The organism is Microbacterium sp. UBA3486 (assembly GCF_002377845.1).
In the GTDB taxonomy this organism is placed as follows: Bacteria; Actinomycetota; Actinomycetes; order Actinomycetales; family Microbacteriaceae; genus Microbacterium; species Microbacterium maritypicum_A.
Window position 1 is genome coordinate 1 of the sequence record NZ_DFQP01000113.1, and the last position, 16,029, is coordinate 16,029.

Consider the following 16,029-nt stretch of genomic DNA (forward strand, 5'->3'; position numbering starts at 1 on the left):
GAGCGCCTCCGCCTGCGCGCGCAGCTCGACCACCTCGAACGCGTCAGCCATCACCAGGGTTCCCGTGCAGGCGTTCTCGATCTCGACGCACAGTTCAACGATCCGCTCGACACTCCGTTGCAGTGCACCCACATCGATGCGCCGCTCGCCGTCCACCGAGGAGGAGACGAGAGTCAGGGCACGAGCGACCGCCGCCCGGGCATCCTCATACTGCGAGACCACCGTCCGCATGCGGGCTCCGAGGGCACGTAGCTGCTCGGTGTCGACGGAGATCGCTCCGCCGTGATCGATGCTCAGCCCTCCGTCATCCGTCCTCACAGCGCCTCGCCGAGTTCCCATCTCCGCACCGTGAGGTGTCCGATCTCGACTCCGGTGTCGTCGCGCAGCCGTTCGAGCAAAGCGTTCAGCGCGCGGAACCCCTCGGACTGCCAGTCGGAGCGATCGGTGAGCGCGACCAGAGTCGCCCCGGCCTCTTCGAGCGTGGAGATCGCCTCTCCGATCTCCTGGGAAGCGAGAAGCAGGTCGCCGAGGTGCGCGGAGCCGCCATCGAGGATGTTGACGAACGAGTACATGGCCCCAGCCTCCGGGATCACGGGCTTCTCGCCCTGCCCGATCGCCGCGAACGGTGGAGAGACGGATCCCCGGTCAGGGTGTGCAGAGGATCGCGCGAGGCGGCGCGCGCTGTGCAGGAGGCCCGCGGCCGGGCAGAATGTAGGTGTGACATCCCCGGATCCCTTCCGCGTGATCTTCGTCTGCACGGGGAACATCTGCCGCTCTCCCATGGCCGAGGTCGTCTTCCGCGACCTCGCCGAGCGGCAGGGACTCGGCCCGCGCATCGTCTCGCGCAGCGCCGGAACAGGCGACTGGCATCTCGGCGAGCGCGCCGATCACCGCACGATCGATTCCCTGGCCCGTCGCGGTTACGACGGCTCCCAGCACCGCGCCCGCCAGTTCACCGCCGCGGCCTTCGCGGACAACGACCTCGTCGTGGCCCTCGATCGCACGCACGAGCGCATCCTGCGGGAATGGGCACACGACGAGGACGAGGAGGGGAAGGTCACCCTGCTGCTCGCCTTCGACCCGAACGCCACGACCCATGACGTGCCCGACCCCTACTACGCGGGCGCGGAGATGTTCGATTCCGTGCTCGGTATGATTGAGGCGGCGACTCGGGGCCTGTTCCGCCAGCTCGAACCCGCTCTGCGTCTCCCCCGCACGCCCCGCATCTGAGGGGCCCGATCAGGAGGACTCCCCTGACTTTCCAGCCTTCGCTCCCGCCGCAGCCCCTGAGCCCGCTCGACGGTCGCTACCGCGGCGCCGTCACCGGTCTCGCCGACTTCCTGTCCGAGGCCGGCCTGAACCGGGCGCGCGTCGAGGTCGAGGTCGAGTGGCTGATCGCCCTCACCGACCGCTCGCTGTTCGAGACCTCGCCGCTGCCGGAGTCGGACAAGGAGCGCTTGCGCGCCCTCTACCGCGACTTCGGTCAGACCGAGATCGACTGGCTCGCCGAGAAGGAAGCCGTCACCCAGCACGACGTGAAGGCGATCGAGTACCTCGTGCGCGATCGACTCTCGACGCTCGGACTCGACGGCATCGCCGAACTCACGCACTTCGCGGCCACGAGTGAAGACATCAACTCCGCCTCGTACGCCCTCACCGTGAAGCGCGCGGTCGAGGAGGTCTGGCTCCCGGCCCTCGACACCGTGATCGCGAAGCTCCGCGAGCTCGCCGTCGAGCACGCCGACGCCGCGATGCTCTCGCGCACGCACGGCCAGCCCGCGACGCCCTCGACGATGGGCAAGGAGCTCGCGGTGTTCGCCTGGCGCCTCGAGCGGGTGCGCGGTCAGATCGCCGCCTCCGACTACCTGGCCAAGTTCTCCGGCGCGACCGGCACCTGGTCTGCGCACCTGGCCGCAGACCCCGACGCCGACTGGCCGACCATCGCCCGCGAGTACATCGAGGGCCTGGGGCTCGGCTTCAACATCCTCACCACCCAGATCGAGTCGCACGACTGGCAGGTCGAGCTGTACGACCGCGTGCGTCACGCCGGCGGCATCCTGCACAACCTCGCCACCGACATCTGGACCTACATCTCGCTCGGCTATTTCGCGCAGATCCCGGTCGCCGGGGCCACCGGTTCGTCGACGATGCCGCACAAGATCAACCCGATCCGCTTCGAGAACGCCGAGGCGAACCTCGAGATCTCGGGCGCCCTGCTCGCATCGCTCGGCCAGACGCTGGTCACCAGCCGCCTGCAGCGCGACCTGACCGACTCGACCACGCAGCGCAACATCGGCGTGGCTTTCGGGCACTCGCTGCTCGCGCTCGACAACCTGCGCCGCGGCCTGAACGCGATCTCGCTCTCGCGCGACGTGCTGCTCGCCGACCTCGACGTGAACTGGGAGGTGCTGGCCGAGGCCATCCAGACCGTCATCCGCGCCGAGGTCGTCGCCGGACGCTCCACGATCACCGACCCGTACGCACTCCTCAAGGAGCTGACGCGCGGCCACAGGGTGGGCGCGGCCGACCTCGCCGAGTTCGTGCAGGGTCTCGAGATCGGCGACGCCGCCAAGCAGCGCCTGCTCGCGCTGACCCCGGCGACGTACACGGGTATCGCAGAGAAGCTCGCGCAGTAGCCGCGAGGCTGAGCCCGACTCCTCACCCAGGCGCCGTCACGATCGACGAGTGCACGCGCGCAGGAAGGCACGCGGGCTAGGGGGCTGACTCTCCGGAGTGCTCCTCGATACTGTCCTTCGGCATGAAGGCGGCGGCGAGCAGGGTGAGCACCGCGGTCACGGCGACCGCGACGAACACCCACACCGACGCATGGATGATCGTGCCGGGATCGTCGGGACCGACGCCCTGCGCGATCACGGCATTGGAGATCGCCCCGAACACGGCCACGCCGACGGCGCTCCCGGCCGAGCGCGCGAACGCGTTCATGCCCGTCACCGCCCCGCGCTCGCCCCAGCCGACCGAGGCCTGCGCAGCGATCAGCGTCGGCGCCGCACTCCATCCGAGCCCGAAGCCGAAGAGGAACGCGATGCCGGCGATCACGAACGGATTCGGCCACGAGGCGACGGAGGCCAGGGCGATGGCGGCGACCGTCGTGATGCTCATGCCGATCAACGTGGTGCGGCGGAAGCCGATGCGCAGGTACAGGCGTCCCGCGTTCGCGGCGGCGAGCGGCCAGCCGAGCGTCAGAGCGGCGACCGCGAGACCGGAGAGCAACGGGGCGATGCCGGTGGACCCTTCGAGGTAGGCCGGAGCGAAGCTGGTGACACCCAGCATCAGCGCGCCGACACCGAGCGACACGATCGTGGTGGTGAGGATGAGCCGTCGACCCGCGAGGCGCAGGTCGACGATCGGCTCGGCGACGCGGCGCTCGACGAACCCGAAGGCGATCAGCGCGATCACTCCCAGGCCGAAGCAGAGGGCGCTCTGCACCGACAGCCACGCCCAGGCGTTCCCGCCCTCGAGCATGCCGAGGATGAGCGCGGTCAGCCCGATCGTGAGCAGCACCGCTCCCCCGTAATCGATGCTGTGCTTCTGGGTCTGCTTCTGCTCCTTGTAGTTGCGCAGCAGCATCCATCCGGCGATCAGACAGAGCGGGATGTTGATCCAGAAGATCCACCGCCAGGCGTCGAGCTGCGCGAAGATCCCCCCGAGCGCCGGGCCGACGACCGACGAGATCGCCCAGACGCTCGCGACGTATCCCTGCACCTTGGCACGTTCGGCGACGGTGTAGATGTCGCCGACGATGGTCATCGACATCGGTGCGACGGCACCGGCGCCGATGCCCTGGATGATGCGGAACACGATCAGCGCCGGCATGCTCCACGCGAATCCGCAGAGGATGGAGCCGAGCAGGAACAGGGCGATGCCGAGCAGGATGATCGGCTTGCGTCCGACGGTGTCCGCGAAGCGGGAGTAGATGGGGACGCTCACGGCCTGTGCCAGGAGGTACACCGAGAACAGCCACGGGAACTGCTGGTAACTGCCGAGGTCGCGGACGATGCTGGGCACGGCGGTCGCGAGGATCGTGGCGTCGATCGCGATCAGGCCGGTGGCCAGCATGAGCGCACCGAGAATGGGGCCCCGCTCCGACCGGAGTCCGATGGAGGCGCGGTCGACGGAGGCAGTCACTACAGGGACAAGCCGATCCACCGCAGCGGTATTCCGGATTCATGCGGGATGGCGGCACCGACGTCGCCCTCCGACGTCGGTGCCGCCGGGGTCAGTGCGCCGGGCCGATGTCGCGCATGGGCTTGCCGTTCTTCGGGTTGCCCGGCTTCACCTTGCGACGTTCTCCGTTCACGACCACGATCACGTTGCTCATGTTCGGTGCCCGATCGGCGACGACGTCGTAGGCGACGACCTTCCCGTCCCGCCACGTGCAGTCCACGCGGTATCCGCCCCGTGCGCGGAGCCCGGCGAACGATCCGCTCACCGCCCAGTCCGCGGGGACGGCGGGCAGCAGCCGGATGACGTCGCCATGACTCTGCACGAGCATCTCCGCGATCGCGCCGACGATGCCGTAGTTGCCGTCGAGCTGGAACGGCGGATGGTTCGCCCACAGGTTCTGCAGGATGTTGTACGTGAGCAGGCCGCGCACCATGATGCCTGCCCGCTCGGCGTCGCCCAGGCGCGCGAAGAGTCCCGCGCGCCACGGCCAGGTCCAGGAACGGCGGCTGTCGCCCGAGACCGTGGCAGCGGTGAACGGCACGCCCTCCTTCTCTCCGCAACGCGCCTTGAGTGAGACCAGTGCCGCCGCCGAGAGCTCCGGAGTATCCGGGGTGATCTGGCGCCCCGGGTACACGGCGAACAGGTGCGAGGTGTGCCGATGGATGTCGTTCGGGTCGTCGCGGTCGGTCTGCCACTCCTGGAGCTGCCCCCAGCGGCCGATCTTGTTCGGGGCCAGGCGCTGCTGCATGTCGGCGATCGTCCCCTGGTACTTCTTGTCGACGCCGAGGGCCTTCGCGCATTCGAGGTAGTTCTGGAAGAGGTCCCAGATGATCTGCTGATCGTGCATCACCCCGTCTTCGCGCGGGCCGTGCTCGGGAGACCAGCCCATCGGCGCGACCAGGGTGCCGTCGGGGAGCTCTTTGAGCTGGTCCTCCCAGAACTGGCAGATCTCCTTGATCAGCGGGTAGGCCAGATCGCGCAGGTACTTCTTGTCCTGCGTGAACGCCCAGTGCTCGTAGAGGTGCTGCGCATACCAGGCGCTGGCGATCGTGTTCCACTCCCACGCGTTGCCGCCGAAGATGCTCTGCGAGGTGCGGGCGGTCCACCCGCGCACGTCGGCGCCGAACGCGTTCCGCGTGGCGATTCTGCTGGGCACGGCCACCTCACGGATGAAGGTCGCGAGGGCCTCGTGCGACTCCGGGAGGTCGGCGGTCTCGGCCCCCCAGTAGTTCATCTGGATGTTGATGTTCGTGTGGTAGTCGCTGGCCCACGCCGGCTGATTGCTGTTGTTCCACAGTCCCTGGAGGTTGGCGGGCAGCCCGCCGGGCTTCGACGAGCTGAGGAGCAGATAGCGCCCGTAGGCGTAGAGCGTCTGCTCCAGCGTCGGGTCGGCCTCGCCCGTGCCGTAGCGGAGCAGTCGACGGTCGGTGGGCATCGCCATCACGGCGCCGTCGGTGACACCCCATTCGACCTGCGCGCGCTGCATGAGCTCGGAGACCTGCGCGGTGTGCGCCGAGCGGAGGCTCTTCCACGAGCGGGAGGCCGCCGCGTTCAGGGCCTTCTCGATCGCCGGCTGCGGCGCCGCACCGCGCCATCCGTGTGCGGCGCTCAGGCGGTAGTCGGTGCGGGCGTCGAGCAGCAGGGTGATGCTCGCGGCGCCGGAGACGCGCAGTCCGCCCTCGGCGGCGACCACCTCTCCGTCGGTCTCCGCGATGCGCACCGCGGCCGCGTGCGTGAGGTTGTTGGCCATGGTTCCGGCGAAGCCCATTCGGCGGCCGCCCGCGTCGACTGTCGTCGCGACGCCGTCCTGCTTCGAGACCAGGGTGATGAGAGCGGTGAGCGCACCGGGGCGGTCGGCGGTGAACCGCACCGCGATCACGTCGGCATCCCGACTGGCGAACGCCTCACGCAGCACCGTGCCCTGTGCGGTGGCGAAGTGGGTGCTGTGGGTGCCGTCCGCGATGTCGAGCGCACGTCGGTAATCGACGACGGCGCGGGCTCCGGCGGTGCTGAAGCCACCGCCGGTGAAGGCGATGCCGCCGAAACGGAGCGCGCCGGGTGCGGAGAACGAGATGCGGTACATCGTGTAGGCGGTGGTGTTCGCGAACGAGAAGACCCGCCCGGTACCGCGCTCCGGGAACGTCTCCCCGGTGCGCGTGTCGAGCGTCTTCCAGCTGAGCCCGTCGTCCGAGCCGGAGACCGTCCAGTCTCGGGGATCCTGTTCCGGCGCGTCGGGAGCACTCGTGAGCACGTAGCCGTTCAGGGCGAGCTTGGCGCTGAGCTCGACCTGCCAGACCGCCCCTGACCCGGTCGACGGAACCGCCCAGACGGTCGCGGGGTCGGCGTCCACGGTGCCGACGAGGGAGTCGGCGTGGCCGCTGGGCGACGACACGTAGACGGCGCTCCCCTGTGCGAGGTCGACCCCGCCGAGCGCGACCTCGGCGACCTGGAAGTGACTGACCCCCGCCTTCGGCGCGAAGACGAAGCGGTAGTGCGCGTACGCCGTCGTGTTCGCGAACGAGAAGCTCTTGGTCTGGAGCCGCTGCGGGAACGGCGCTTCAGCCCGCGTGTCGAGCGCGACCCAGGCCGCTCCATCGGCAGACCCTTCGAACCGCCAGTCCTGCGGATCGCGGGCGGGGACGTCGTTCGCGCTCGTGAGCGCGTAGGAGGAGACGGCGACCGGCTCCGCGAGATCGGCCTGCCAGATCACCTCGGCGGGCGGCGCGATCAGACACCACTTCGTGGCCGGATTCCCGTCGAAGGTCTTCTCGACGCTCTCGCCACCCGATACCTCGTACGGGCCTCCCGGCGAGCTCACGACGGTGCGTGCGCCGAACGCGACGGTCACCTCGCCGAAGTCGCGGAACGAACCGAAACCGGTGACGCTGGTGTCGTACGCTCCGTCGGGCTGGCCGGCGAGCGCGTTGTCATAGTCGTTGACGCCGCCCCACAGGCTCTGCTCGCTGAACTGGATCACTTCGGCGTCCGGGTTCCCGAACAACTTCGCGCCGAGGCGCGCGTTGCCGATGGGGAGCGCCTGCGTCTCCCAGCTCGTCGCCGGGGTCGCGTACCAGAGGGCGTACGGCGAGAGCTGCGGACGCGGGATCGCACCGGCGGGGACGGCGCGCAGAGCGGCGTCCACCGAGAATGCGTTCGCAGTCGCAGGCCGAGCGGCCAGGAATTGAGGGACGAGCGGGGCGAGGAGGGCGAGGCCGCCCACCTGCAGCGCCTGTCGGCGGGAAATGGGGTCCATCATCACAGCAAACCTCCGGAGCATCGTTGATCATCTGGGGCCGTGCGGTCTCGCAACCGGTCGTGGATGCGGGGCGCGTCAGAAGTCAGTGTCCGACACGAGACATCGGATGTCTAGAGACGATTGTCCAGAGGGTACGCCGAAAGTACCGGAGATCCGCGCGATTCAGAACGCCTGACGCGCTCTTTAATCGGATGTTAGATGGTCCCGTCGACGAGCAGATCTGCCGCTCCTGCGGAGCGCGTCAGGAGGACGCCGGGCGGCCGGAAGCCTCGGAGTCAGGGCTCTCCCCGTCGGGCTCCGGGTCGTACAGCACCGGACGATCGATCGTCTTGGTGACGTCGGACGGATCGACGGCGAGGATGAGCATCGCCAGGATCAGCAGCGTCACGATGAACGCCCCACCGCCGACGACGAGCCCCAGCGCGATCGGGGTCAGCCCGTCGTAGGTGCCGTCGGCGATCGACGCGTTCACGCGTGCGGTGAAGGCTCCGGTCGAGACCAGGGTGACGACCATGGCGAAGACGCCGCAGCCGAGCGCGATGAGGAGCAGGTGCAGGGGCCGCAGAATGTCCCGGCGGGTGGGCTTCTCGTCGCTCATCGCTCTCCTCCATGCTCCGCGGGGGCGGCGCTGTCGTTCGATTCGGACACCGTGGCGACGGCATCGACCTGCTTCGGCGTGAGGCCGGCGATGCCGAGGAAGACCGCGACGATCGCCGCATAGCCGCCGAACATGCCGACGCCGAGGATGATCCCGGAGAGGACGAACGTGCCGGCCTTGTCGATCGTGTACTCCTGCAGGAACCCGGCCGGGATCAGCAGCAGGGCCACGCCGAGCAGAACACCCAGGCCCCCGACGGTGATCGCATCGCGCGACAGCATGCCGCCGGTGCGCCGGGAGCGGATGCCGGCGAGCAGCTCGATGCCGCCGCTGACGATGGCCCAGGAGGAGACGATGATGAAGAACAGGTCGTCGGAACGCCACACCGGGATTCCGCTCACCATGCCGGCGACGACGCCGACCGCGGCGAGCAGGACGTACGACCAGCGTGAGCCGGCGGGGAGCACCAGCCAGGCGGCGAGCACCTGGACGAGAGCGGTGATGAAGACGAAGCCGCTGAACACGGAAAGGCCGACGGCGGCGGAGTGATCAGACGAGAACGTGATCATCAGTGCAGCGACTGCGGCGAACAGAGCGCGCAGCAATTGCACGTGGCGCATGGTGAATGCGCGAGCAGGGGCAGACATGACGGTCCAGAGTCCTCCGGGGTGTTGCTCCCAGTCTACGCGGGGCGGCGGAGCCGCAACGCCGGGAGCCCTGCGGAGGGAGGATTCGTGAAGCCCGGCTGATCTCCCCAGATCGATTGCCGGGCTTCACGACATACGCAGCAAGGGGGGCATCACTGCGTCAGGCCGGTGATCGCAGGGTCGGGCACCCTGCCTGCGAAGACGGCCAAGTGACCCCACATGCCCACCCGGTCCCCTGAGGTACGCGCGTGCGGTCGTATGCTCACTCTAAGGCGCTGATCTTCACATACCGGAGGGGATCTGTGATGAGTTTCGAAGATGACGCGCGCAGAGCCGAACCCGATGACTTCGCGAACGCCCTGCGCGACGCGATAAACGCGAAGCCGGTGACGCTGTCGTGGCTGCAGCGTCAGCTCAAGGCGCGCGGGAACCGCGTGTCGATGGCCACGCTGAGCTACTGGCGATCCGGCGCGCGACGGCCGGAGGGGGCGCAGTCGCTCGCCGCGCTCAGCGACATCGAGGAACTCCTCGGACTCGACACGGGGGCGCTGAGCAGACTGCTCCGATCGACGAACCGCACAGGTCCGCTCGGACCCAACCAGTTCCCGATCGACGAGGAAGAGCTCGAGTTGGCGGTGATCGACGCCTTCCGCGCGCTCGGCGCCTCCTACCCCGACACCTCCCGCGAGCTCACGACGCATTCGGTGACCGATGTCGGCGCGGACGGCAACGTCGCATTCAGCATCACGCGCAGCATCGTGCAGTCCACGGTCGGCACGATCACGGCGATCCCCTTCCTCGAGATCACCCCCGGGGTGCGCACCCCCGCACCTCTGCTGAAGGCGGTGGCAGGGGGCCGGATCGCCGCGCGCTACTCCCACCCCGACGGCGAGGTGCACGGGGTGCTGTTCGAGCTCGATGTGCCGCTGACCGCGCCGGAGACGGCGATGGTGGAGTGGTCGGTGGAGTACCCGCCCGACTACCCCGCGACGCGCGACACCGGCCACGCCCTGGCGCAGAAGGCCAGAGAGCTGCTGGTGTGGACACGCTTCCATCCGGACGCGATCCCTGACTGGTGCGAGGAGCACCTCGAGACACCGGACGGCGTCATCATGACGCCGCTGCCGCCGCCCCGGGGAACGTCGGTGCATCTGGTGCGCCGGGCTTTCGGCCCCGGCGCCCTCGGGCTGCACTGGGGCTATGGCCCCCGGGAGGATCAGCCGGGCTGATCTCCGATCGCGACCGGTCGGCCGGGGGTGTTCGACCACTGGCTCCACGACCCGGGGAAGACCTTCGCCTCGATGCCGACCTCATGCAGGACCAGGGCGGTGTGCGCGGCCGTCACACCGGAACCGCAGTATGCCGCGACGGCCGTGCCCGGCGTGACGCCGACCTCGGCGAAGTTCGCCAGCACGGTCTCCCGGTCGAGGATGCGGCCTGTGGCGTCCAGATGCAGCAGGGTGGGCAGGTTGCGTGCGCCGGGGATGTGTCCTGCCGCGGGATCGAGCGGCTCGGTCTCGCCGCGGTAGCGTTCGGGGGCCCGCACATCCACCAGGACACCGGATGCCGGGAACGCGGCGGCTTCGTCGATCGTCAGCGCATCCGCACCGATCTCCTCGAGGACGACATCGCCAGGATCCGGTGCCACATCATCGGTCGCGACGGCGAAGCCCTCATCCTTCCACCCGCGGATGCCGCCGGCGAGCACCCGCACATCGACGCCGGCCTGACGCAGCAGCCACCAGGCACGGGCGGCCGCGATCCCCTTGAAGTCGTCGTAGGCGACCACCGTGTCGCCCGCACGCACGCCCCACCGACGGGCCGCGTCCTGGAGGGTGGCCGTCGACGGCAACGGGTGCCGTCCCTCCGACGGCTCGCCATGGGTGGAGAGCTCGGTGTCGAGCGCGGCGAACACGGCGCCCGGGATGTGCCCGGTGAGGTAGTCGTCGTGCCCGGCCTCCGGACGATCCAGGCGCCACCGCACGTCGATCACGCGCACCGGTGCACCCCGGGTCAGCAGGTCGTTCAGTTCGACGGCACTCACGAAGTCGCTCATGCTGCGAGGCTACCGAGTCGGCGGCGGCGTCCGGTGCGCCATCGTCTTCTTCCGTCACGATCCGGGCGACGGGTCCGGCGCACTAGGCTCGATCCGGCAACGTCGAGAAAGGGCCAACGATGCCCTCTCGTCTCCGCTGGATGCGGTTCCGACCGCAGGAAGCCGCGCTCATCGCGATCACCGCCGTCTGGGGCGGCACGTTCCTGCTCGTGCATTGGGCGATGGAGCACTCCGGACCCTGGTTCTTCGTCGGCATCCGGTTCCTCATCGCGGGACTGATCAGCATCGTGATCTTCCGACGCGTGCTGCGCGGCATCCGCTGGCGCGATGTCGGCGCAGGCGTCGCGATCGGGGTGATGATCTACCTCGGCTACGGCCTCCAGACGCTGGGGCTGCAGACCATCGACAGCAGCACCTCGGCCTTCATCACCGCGATGTACGTGCCGCTGGTGCCGCTGGCGCAGTGGGCCGTGTTCCGCAAGCGCCCGCCCGCCATGGCGTTCGTCGGGGCGGGTCTGGCCTTCGTCGGGCTGCTGTTCATCGCCGGCCCCGACGCCTTCGCGCTGACGCTCGGCGCAGGCGAGATCGCGACCATGATCAGCACGCTGCCGATCGCCGCCGAGATCATCCTGATCAGCCTCTTCGCCGGGAAGATCGACCTCGGACGCATCACCGTGGTGCAGCTGCTCACCGCGGGAGCGCTGGGACTGCTCACGATGCCGGTGGTCGGCGAGGGCGTGCCGGAGTTCTCGTGGATCTGGGTCGGCTGTGCGGTCGGCCTGGGAGCGGCGAGCTGCCTGATCCAGTTGACGATGAACTGGGCCCAGAAGTCGGTCTCCCCCACCCGCGCGACCATCATCTACGCCGGGGAACCGGTGTGGGCAGGAGTCATCGGACGCATCGCCGGCGAACGCCTGCCCGCGACCGCGCTCGTGGGCGGAGCGCTCGTCGTGCTCGGCATCCTCGCGAGCGAGTTGAGGATCGTGCGGCGCAGGGCACAGCCACAAACATCGCCGCAGGCTCGGGAGGAGAACCACGCCATGGGCGGAGAATCTCCTGTCGAATCTCCGCCCGACACGGAGATCTCCGCCCGCCGCGAGGTCACACCGTGAGCAGCACCTTCGTGGCGCGGCGCTCGTCCATGGCCCGATAGCCCTCGGCGGCTTCTTCGAGCGGAAGGGTGAGGTCGAACACCTTGCCCGGGTCGATCTTCCGGTCCCAGATGAGCTGGATCAGCTCGGGGAGGAAGCGGCGCACCGGAGCGGGCCCGCCGTGCAGGTGCACGCCGGAGTAGAACAGCTCCTCGCCGGGCAGCGCCACGTCGTGAGAGACGCCGACGAAGCCGACGTGACCTCCGGGGCGGGTGGAGCGGATCGCCTGCATCATCGACTCCTGGGTGCCGACGGCCTCGATCACCGAATGCGCACCGAGACCGTTCGTGAGTTCCTTGATGCGGGCCACTCCCTCATCCCCGCGTTCGGAGACGATGTCGGTCGCGCCGAACTCGCGCGCCAGCGCCTGCCGATCGGCGTGCCGGCTCATCGCGATGATGCGCTCGGCACCGAGCTCCCGTGCGGCGAGGATCCCGAGGAGCCCGACCGCGCCGTCGCCGACCACGGCGACGGTCTTCCCCGGTCCGACCTCGGCGGCCACGGCTGCGAACCATCCCGTGCCGAGGACGTCGGACGCGGCGAGCAGTGAGGGGATCAGATCGGCGTCGGGCCGGCCGGGCGTGACGACCAACGTGCCGTCGGCGTGCGGGACGAGCGAGTACTCGGCCTGCGTGCCGTAGCGCCCCATCGGCACCACGTGCACGCAGCGGGACTGGTACCCCGCCTGACAGATCTCGCACGTGTTGTCCGACGCCATGAAGGATCCGACGACGAAGTCGCCGACCCGCAGCGTCTGCACTTCGGTGCCGATCTCCTCGACCACGCCGACGTACTCGTGCCCCATCGGCGCGTGGTCGACGTCGTTGGCACCGCGGTAGGGCCACAGGTCCGAGCCGCAGATGCAGGTCGCGGCGATGCGGATCACCGCATCGGTCGGCCGGGAGATGGTGGGCTTCTCGCGCTCTTCGACCCGGACGTCTCCGGGGGCGTGCATGACTACTCCGCGCATTCGTGTTGCTCCTTCTGTCGCGTGGACTCCAGTCCACACCGAATCCCTCGCGGATGGGAGGTTCTGACGGAACCCCTCCGAAATCCTGGGATCCGGGAATAGTCCGCCGAGCGCCGCGTTGCACCCGACATGATTGAAACTTCAACCGTCGCTCCGGTCGCCACGGAACGCACTCGCGTCCGCGTGCCGCTGCGCTTCGGCGACGGCTTCTCCACGACCGCCGACGTGGTCACCTTCGACGGCCTCGTCGACGGCCGCGAGCACCTGCTGCTCGGGCTCGGCGACTGGCGCGCCGCACTCGAACGCGCGATAGACGGCGGGGACGCACCGCTCGTCCGTCCGCACAGCGAATGCCTCACCGGCGACGTGTTCGGCTCCGAGCGCTGCGACTGCGGCCCCCAGCTGCGCGAAGCCGTCGAGCGCATCGCCGACGAGGGCGGGTTCCTGCTCTACCTCCGCCAGGAGGGCCGGGGCATCGGCCTGTACGCCAAGCTCGATGCCTACGCCCTGCAGGACGCGGGCCTCGACACGTACGAGGCGAACGTCGCCCTGGGCCACGGCGAAGATGAGCGCGACTACACGGTGGCCGCCCAGATGCTGAACGCGCTGGGCGTCGACGGCATCCGCCTGCTGAGCAACAACCCCGACAAGGCCGTGCAGCTCGAAGCGCTCGGCATCCGCGTCACCGAGCGCGTGCGCACCGAGGTGCACCTGTCGGAAGCGAACACCCGCTACCTGCAGGCGAAGCGCGACCACACGGCGCACACGCTCGACCTGTCGGCAGCGTGACACCCGCGGGATACCCGAGTGACACCCAGGAGGACAGCATGACGGCGGAGCAGCAGCATCCGCGTCGCCTCGACGACACCGAGATGGAGACCTGGCTCCCCGTCATCCGGTTCGTCCAGCTGCTGCCGCAGGTGCTCGATCGCACGCTGAAGGAAGAGGTCGGGCTCAACCACGCCCGATATGCGATCCTCGTCACCCTGGCAGGTCAAGGTGAGAGCGCCGTCACCATGACCGAGCTCGCCCGCATCGCCGGCCTCAGCCGTTCCCGCCTGAGCCACGCTCTGGATTCTCTCGAGGAACGCGGCTGGGTCACCCGCACCTCGTGCGGGTCCGACAAGCGCACCCTCTCGGCCGCACTGACTCCGGCCGGACGGGAGATGCTGCGCACGGCCGCCCCCGTGCACGTCGAGCAGGTGCGGGAGCTCGTGCTCGATCCGCTCACCGCACAGGAGCGCGAACAGTTGGGGGCGATCCTCGGCAAGCTGCTGCCCGGGGTGACCGCGGCACTGTGAGGCGTCGCGGATCGGTCACCGGTACCGCCAGTACCTCCCTCCACGGTCGCTGAGCGCGTACCGTCGAAGGCATGGACACCCGCAGCGAGGTGCGCGAGTTCCTCTCCACGAGGCGCGCACGCATCACCCCCGATCAGGCAGGCCTCCCCGCATTCGGGGGCAACCGCCGCGTACCGGGCCTGCGCCGCGAGGAGGTCTCGCTCCTCGCGGGTGTCAGCGTGGACTACTACACGCGGCTCGAGCGCGGCGACCTGTCCGGCGCGTCCGACAGCGTGCTCGACGCCCTCGCCCGCGCGCTCCAGCTGGACGAGGCCGAGACCGCGCACCTGTTCGACCTCGCCCGCACCGCGAACGCCTCGCCGGTCGCACGCACGCCGCGGAAGAAGGCCACGGAGCTGCGTGCGAGCATCCTCCGCCTGCTCGATGCCATGACCGAGGCGCCGGCGATCGTGCGCAACAACTACTTCGACTACCTGGCCGCGAACGCCCTGGGCCGTGCCCTCTACGCGCCGGTGTTCGCGCAGCCGCAGCCCAACAGCGCCCGCTTCGCGTTCCTCGATCCGGCGGCGCAGGAGTTCTACCCGGAGTGGGACCGCAACACGCAGGAGCTCGTCGCGGCGATGCGCGGGGAAGCCGGCCGCAATCCGTTCGATCGGAAGCTCACCGATCTCGTCGGCGAGCTCTCGACGCGGAGCGAGCGGTTCCGCACGCTGTGGGCCGCCCACAACGTGCGCTTCCACCGCACGGGTGTGAAGCGCATCGCGCATCCGGTGGTCGGAGAGATGGAGCTGACCTACGAGGCGTTCGAGCTGCCGGCTGATCCAGGACTCCACCTGTCGACCTATACCGCGGAGCCGGGCACGGCGTCGGCGGACAAGCTGCGGATGCTCGCCAGCTGGGCGGCGACGGATGCGGCCGCATCCGTCGCCGCGGAGCCCGAGCCCGCTCCCGATCGCACTCCCACTCCCGATCACCCGTCGGGGCGCGCAGACTCCTGAACCACGGTTCTGCTCTGAGCAGAACCGCTCGAAGCCGCCGGATGCCGCGGATTATCGTGAGGCATGGCCGACATCCTCGCATTCCCGCGCACCCCTCGCTCCGAACGCCCCCGCCCGAGCGATCCCGAGCCCCTGTGGAGACACCTGCTGGGTGACCAGCTGCGCCGCCGACGTCACGACCGCGAGGAGACCCTCTCCGAGACCGCCGACAAGGCCGGTGTCTCACCGCAGTACCTCTCCGAGGTCGAGCGGGGATTGAAGGAGCCGTCGAGCGAGATGATCGCCGCGATCGCCGGAGCCCTCGACACGAGCCTCGTCGAGCTGACGAGCGACGTTGCCGACAGTCTGCGATCGACGGCCCCTTCGCGTGGCGCGTTCGCCCTCGCCGCGTGATCCCGGAGCCGTCATCTGCATGATCGACGGACGGATGCATGACCACAGGCACCGCACCGGTCATGCAGTCGTCCGCCGCTCAAGCATCCGTCCGCGAGCCTGGACTGCAGATCAGCTCCGCGCTCCCAGCACCGTGTCGACCAGCCCGTAGTCGAGGGCGGCGGCGGCGGTGAACACCCGGTCGCGATCGGTGTCGACCCGGAGCTCCGCGACCGTCCGGCCGCTGTGCCTGGCCAGGATCTCCTCCATGTCGGAGCGCACCCGCACCACCTCGTCGGCCGCGAGGATCAGGTCGGGGATCGCACCCCGGGACTGTCCGGCCGGCTGGTGCAGCACGATGCGCGCATGGGCGAGGGCGGCCCGCGCACCCGGATCTCCGGCAGCGACGAGGAGTGCTGCCGGTCCGATGGCCTGCCCGACGCAGGTGGTCGCGACGCCGGGACGGATGTGCTGCATGGTGTCGTAGATCGCGAG

At 69.4% G+C, this 16,029-nt stretch carries 17 protein-coding genes; 8 read left to right on the top strand and 9 right to left on the bottom strand.

What is annotated here, in order from left to right; translation table 11 throughout:
• Together B2869_RS17685 and B2869_RS17690 are read right to left on the bottom strand one after the other, a co-directional pair.
• On the bottom strand, nucleotides 1–318 hold a 318-nt coding region (locus tag B2869_RS17685), incomplete at its 3' end, for a hypothetical protein (RefSeq protein ID WP_292769427.1).
• Nucleotides 315–572, bottom strand: a complete 258-nt coding sequence (locus B2869_RS17690) for a hypothetical protein (RefSeq protein WP_292769429.1) — start codon at nucleotides 570–572, stop codon at nucleotides 315–317. The genes B2869_RS17690 and B2869_RS17685, both read right to left, overlap by 4 nt.
• A gap of 208 nt (nucleotides 573–780) precedes the next feature.
• Between B2869_RS17690 and B2869_RS17695 the strand changes: the two genes are divergently transcribed.
• A complete protein-coding gene (locus B2869_RS17695) occupies nucleotides 781–1,230 on the top strand; it encodes a low molecular weight protein-tyrosine-phosphatase (protein WP_231479804.1) in 450 nt (149 codons plus the stop codon).
• Between the two features lie 23 nt (nucleotides 1,231–1,253).
• Complete coding sequence (gene purB, locus B2869_RS17700) at nucleotides 1,254–2,636, top strand: adenylosuccinate lyase (RefSeq protein WP_292769441.1); 1,383 nt, start codon at nucleotides 1,254–1,256, stop codon at nucleotides 2,634–2,636.
• 76 nt (nucleotides 2,637–2,712) lie between these two features.
• On the opposite strand, the gene B2869_RS17705 is transcribed toward purB, so the two are convergent.
• The 4 genes from B2869_RS17705 to B2869_RS17720 form a co-directional block, all read right to left on the bottom strand.
• Nucleotides 2,713–4,146 carry an MFS transporter gene (locus tag B2869_RS17705; RefSeq protein ID WP_292769431.1) on the bottom strand — a complete coding sequence of 478 codons (1,434 nt, stop codon included), beginning with the start codon at nucleotides 4,144–4,146 and terminating at the stop codon, nucleotides 2,713–2,715.
• Between the two features lie 91 nt (nucleotides 4,147–4,237).
• On the bottom strand, nucleotides 4,238–7,441 hold the full coding sequence (locus B2869_RS17710) for a glycosyl hydrolase family 95 catalytic domain-containing protein (protein ID WP_292769433.1): 3,204 nt from the start codon (nucleotides 7,439–7,441) through the stop codon (nucleotides 4,238–4,240).
• 241 nt (nucleotides 7,442–7,682) lie between these two features.
• Nucleotides 7,683–8,039 (bottom strand): hypothetical protein, encoded by a 357-nt coding sequence (locus B2869_RS17715; RefSeq protein ID WP_021201588.1) that lies wholly within the window; start codon nucleotides 8,037–8,039, stop codon nucleotides 7,683–7,685.
• On the bottom strand, nucleotides 8,036–8,686 hold the full coding sequence (locus B2869_RS17720) for a hypothetical protein (RefSeq protein ID WP_021201587.1): 651 nt from the start codon (nucleotides 8,684–8,686) through the stop codon (nucleotides 8,036–8,038). The genes B2869_RS17715 and B2869_RS17720 overlap by 4 nt, the downstream gene beginning before the upstream one ends.
• 305 nt (nucleotides 8,687–8,991) lie before the next feature.
• Here B2869_RS17720 and B2869_RS17725 point away from each other — a divergent pair, with 305 nt between their 5' ends.
• Complete coding sequence (locus B2869_RS17725; protein WP_029260654.1) at nucleotides 8,992–9,915, top strand: hypothetical protein; 924 nt, start codon at nucleotides 8,992–8,994, stop codon at nucleotides 9,913–9,915.
• Here B2869_RS17725 and B2869_RS17730 read toward each other — a convergent pair.
• Nucleotides 9,903–10,742: a sulfurtransferase gene (locus tag B2869_RS17730; protein WP_292769434.1), complete on the bottom strand. Its 840-nt coding sequence runs from the start codon at nucleotides 10,740–10,742 to the stop codon at nucleotides 9,903–9,905. The genes B2869_RS17725 and B2869_RS17730 overlap by 13 nt on opposite strands.
• Nucleotides 10,743–10,861: 119 nt before the next feature.
• On the opposite strand from B2869_RS17730, the gene B2869_RS17735 reads away from it, so the two are divergent.
• On the top strand, nucleotides 10,862–11,854 hold the full coding sequence (locus B2869_RS17735; RefSeq protein ID WP_231494498.1) for a DMT family transporter: 993 nt from the start codon (nucleotides 10,862–10,864) through the stop codon (nucleotides 11,852–11,854).
• On the opposite strand, the gene B2869_RS17740 is transcribed toward B2869_RS17735, so the two are convergent.
• A complete protein-coding gene (locus B2869_RS17740; protein WP_031208314.1) occupies nucleotides 11,844–12,863 on the bottom strand; it encodes a zinc-dependent alcohol dehydrogenase family protein in 1,020 nt (339 codons plus the stop codon). The two genes, B2869_RS17735 and B2869_RS17740, sit on opposite strands and share 11 nt — an antisense overlap.
• A 129-nt stretch (nucleotides 12,864–12,992) precedes the next feature.
• Between B2869_RS17740 and B2869_RS17745 the strand changes: the two genes are divergently transcribed.
• The 4 genes from B2869_RS17745 to B2869_RS17760 all read left to right on the top strand — a co-directional run bounded on the left by B2869_RS17745 (nucleotide 12,993) and on the right by B2869_RS17760 (nucleotide 15,555).
• Complete coding sequence (locus B2869_RS17745) at nucleotides 12,993–13,652, top strand: GTP cyclohydrolase II (RefSeq protein WP_031208311.1); 660 nt, start codon at nucleotides 12,993–12,995, stop codon at nucleotides 13,650–13,652.
• A gap of 38 nt (nucleotides 13,653–13,690) precedes the next feature.
• The gene (locus tag B2869_RS17750; RefSeq protein ID WP_021201581.1) at nucleotides 13,691–14,164 is read left to right on the top strand and encodes a MarR family winged helix-turn-helix transcriptional regulator; all 474 of its coding nucleotides are present in this window, start codon (nucleotides 13,691–13,693) and stop codon (nucleotides 14,162–14,164) included.
• Between the two features lie 71 nt (nucleotides 14,165–14,235).
• Nucleotides 14,236–15,162, top strand: a complete 927-nt coding sequence (locus tag B2869_RS17755; RefSeq protein ID WP_292769437.1) for a helix-turn-helix transcriptional regulator — start codon at nucleotides 14,236–14,238, stop codon at nucleotides 15,160–15,162.
• A 63-nt stretch (nucleotides 15,163–15,225) separates the two neighbouring features.
• Nucleotides 15,226–15,555 (top strand): helix-turn-helix domain-containing protein, encoded by a 330-nt coding sequence (locus B2869_RS17760; protein WP_021201579.1) that lies wholly within the window; start codon nucleotides 15,226–15,228, stop codon nucleotides 15,553–15,555.
• 111 nt (nucleotides 15,556–15,666) lie between these two features.
• On the opposite strand, the gene B2869_RS17765 is transcribed toward B2869_RS17760, so the two are convergent.
• Nucleotides 15,667–16,029, bottom strand: a 363-nt coding sequence (locus B2869_RS17765; RefSeq protein WP_292769439.1) for a ClpP family protease, incomplete at its 5' end; no start/stop codon positions are given.

Coding starts and splice junctions, on each gene's coding strand:
- B2869_RS17720 (WP_021201587.1), bottom strand. CDS start 8,686: ATGTCTGCCCCTGCTCGCGCATTCACCATGCGCCACGTGCAATTGCTG.
- B2869_RS17750 (WP_021201581.1), top strand. CDS start 13,691: ATGACGGCGGAGCAGCAGCATCCGCGTCGCCTCGACGACACCGAGATG.
- B2869_RS17755 (WP_292769437.1), top strand. CDS start 14,236: ATGGACACCCGCAGCGAGGTGCGCGAGTTCCTCTCCACGAGGCGCGCA.
- B2869_RS17730 (WP_292769434.1), bottom strand. CDS start 10,742: ATGAGCGACTTCGTGAGTGCCGTCGAACTGAACGACCTGCTGACCCGG.
- B2869_RS17695 (WP_231479804.1), top strand. CDS start 781: ATGGCCGAGGTCGTCTTCCGCGACCTCGCCGAGCGGCAGGGACTCGGC.
- B2869_RS17740 (WP_031208314.1), bottom strand. CDS start 12,863: ATGCGCGGAGTAGTCATGCACGCCCCCGGAGACGTCCGGGTCGAAGAG.
- B2869_RS17725 (WP_029260654.1), top strand. CDS start 8,992: ATGAGTTTCGAAGATGACGCGCGCAGAGCCGAACCCGATGACTTCGCG.
- B2869_RS17715 (WP_021201588.1), bottom strand. CDS start 8,039: ATGAGCGACGAGAAGCCCACCCGCCGGGACATTCTGCGGCCCCTGCAC.
- B2869_RS17710 (WP_292769433.1), bottom strand. CDS start 7,441: ATGATGGACCCCATTTCCCGCCGACAGGCGCTGCAGGTGGGCGGCCTC.
- B2869_RS17690 (WP_292769429.1), bottom strand. CDS start 572: ATGTACTCGTTCGTCAACATCCTCGATGGCGGCTCCGCGCACCTCGGC.
- B2869_RS17745 (WP_031208311.1), top strand. CDS start 12,993: ATGATTGAAACTTCAACCGTCGCTCCGGTCGCCACGGAACGCACTCGC.
- B2869_RS17735 (WP_231494498.1), top strand. CDS start 10,862: ATGCCCTCTCGTCTCCGCTGGATGCGGTTCCGACCGCAGGAAGCCGCG.
- B2869_RS17760 (WP_021201579.1), top strand. CDS start 15,226: ATGGCCGACATCCTCGCATTCCCGCGCACCCCTCGCTCCGAACGCCCC.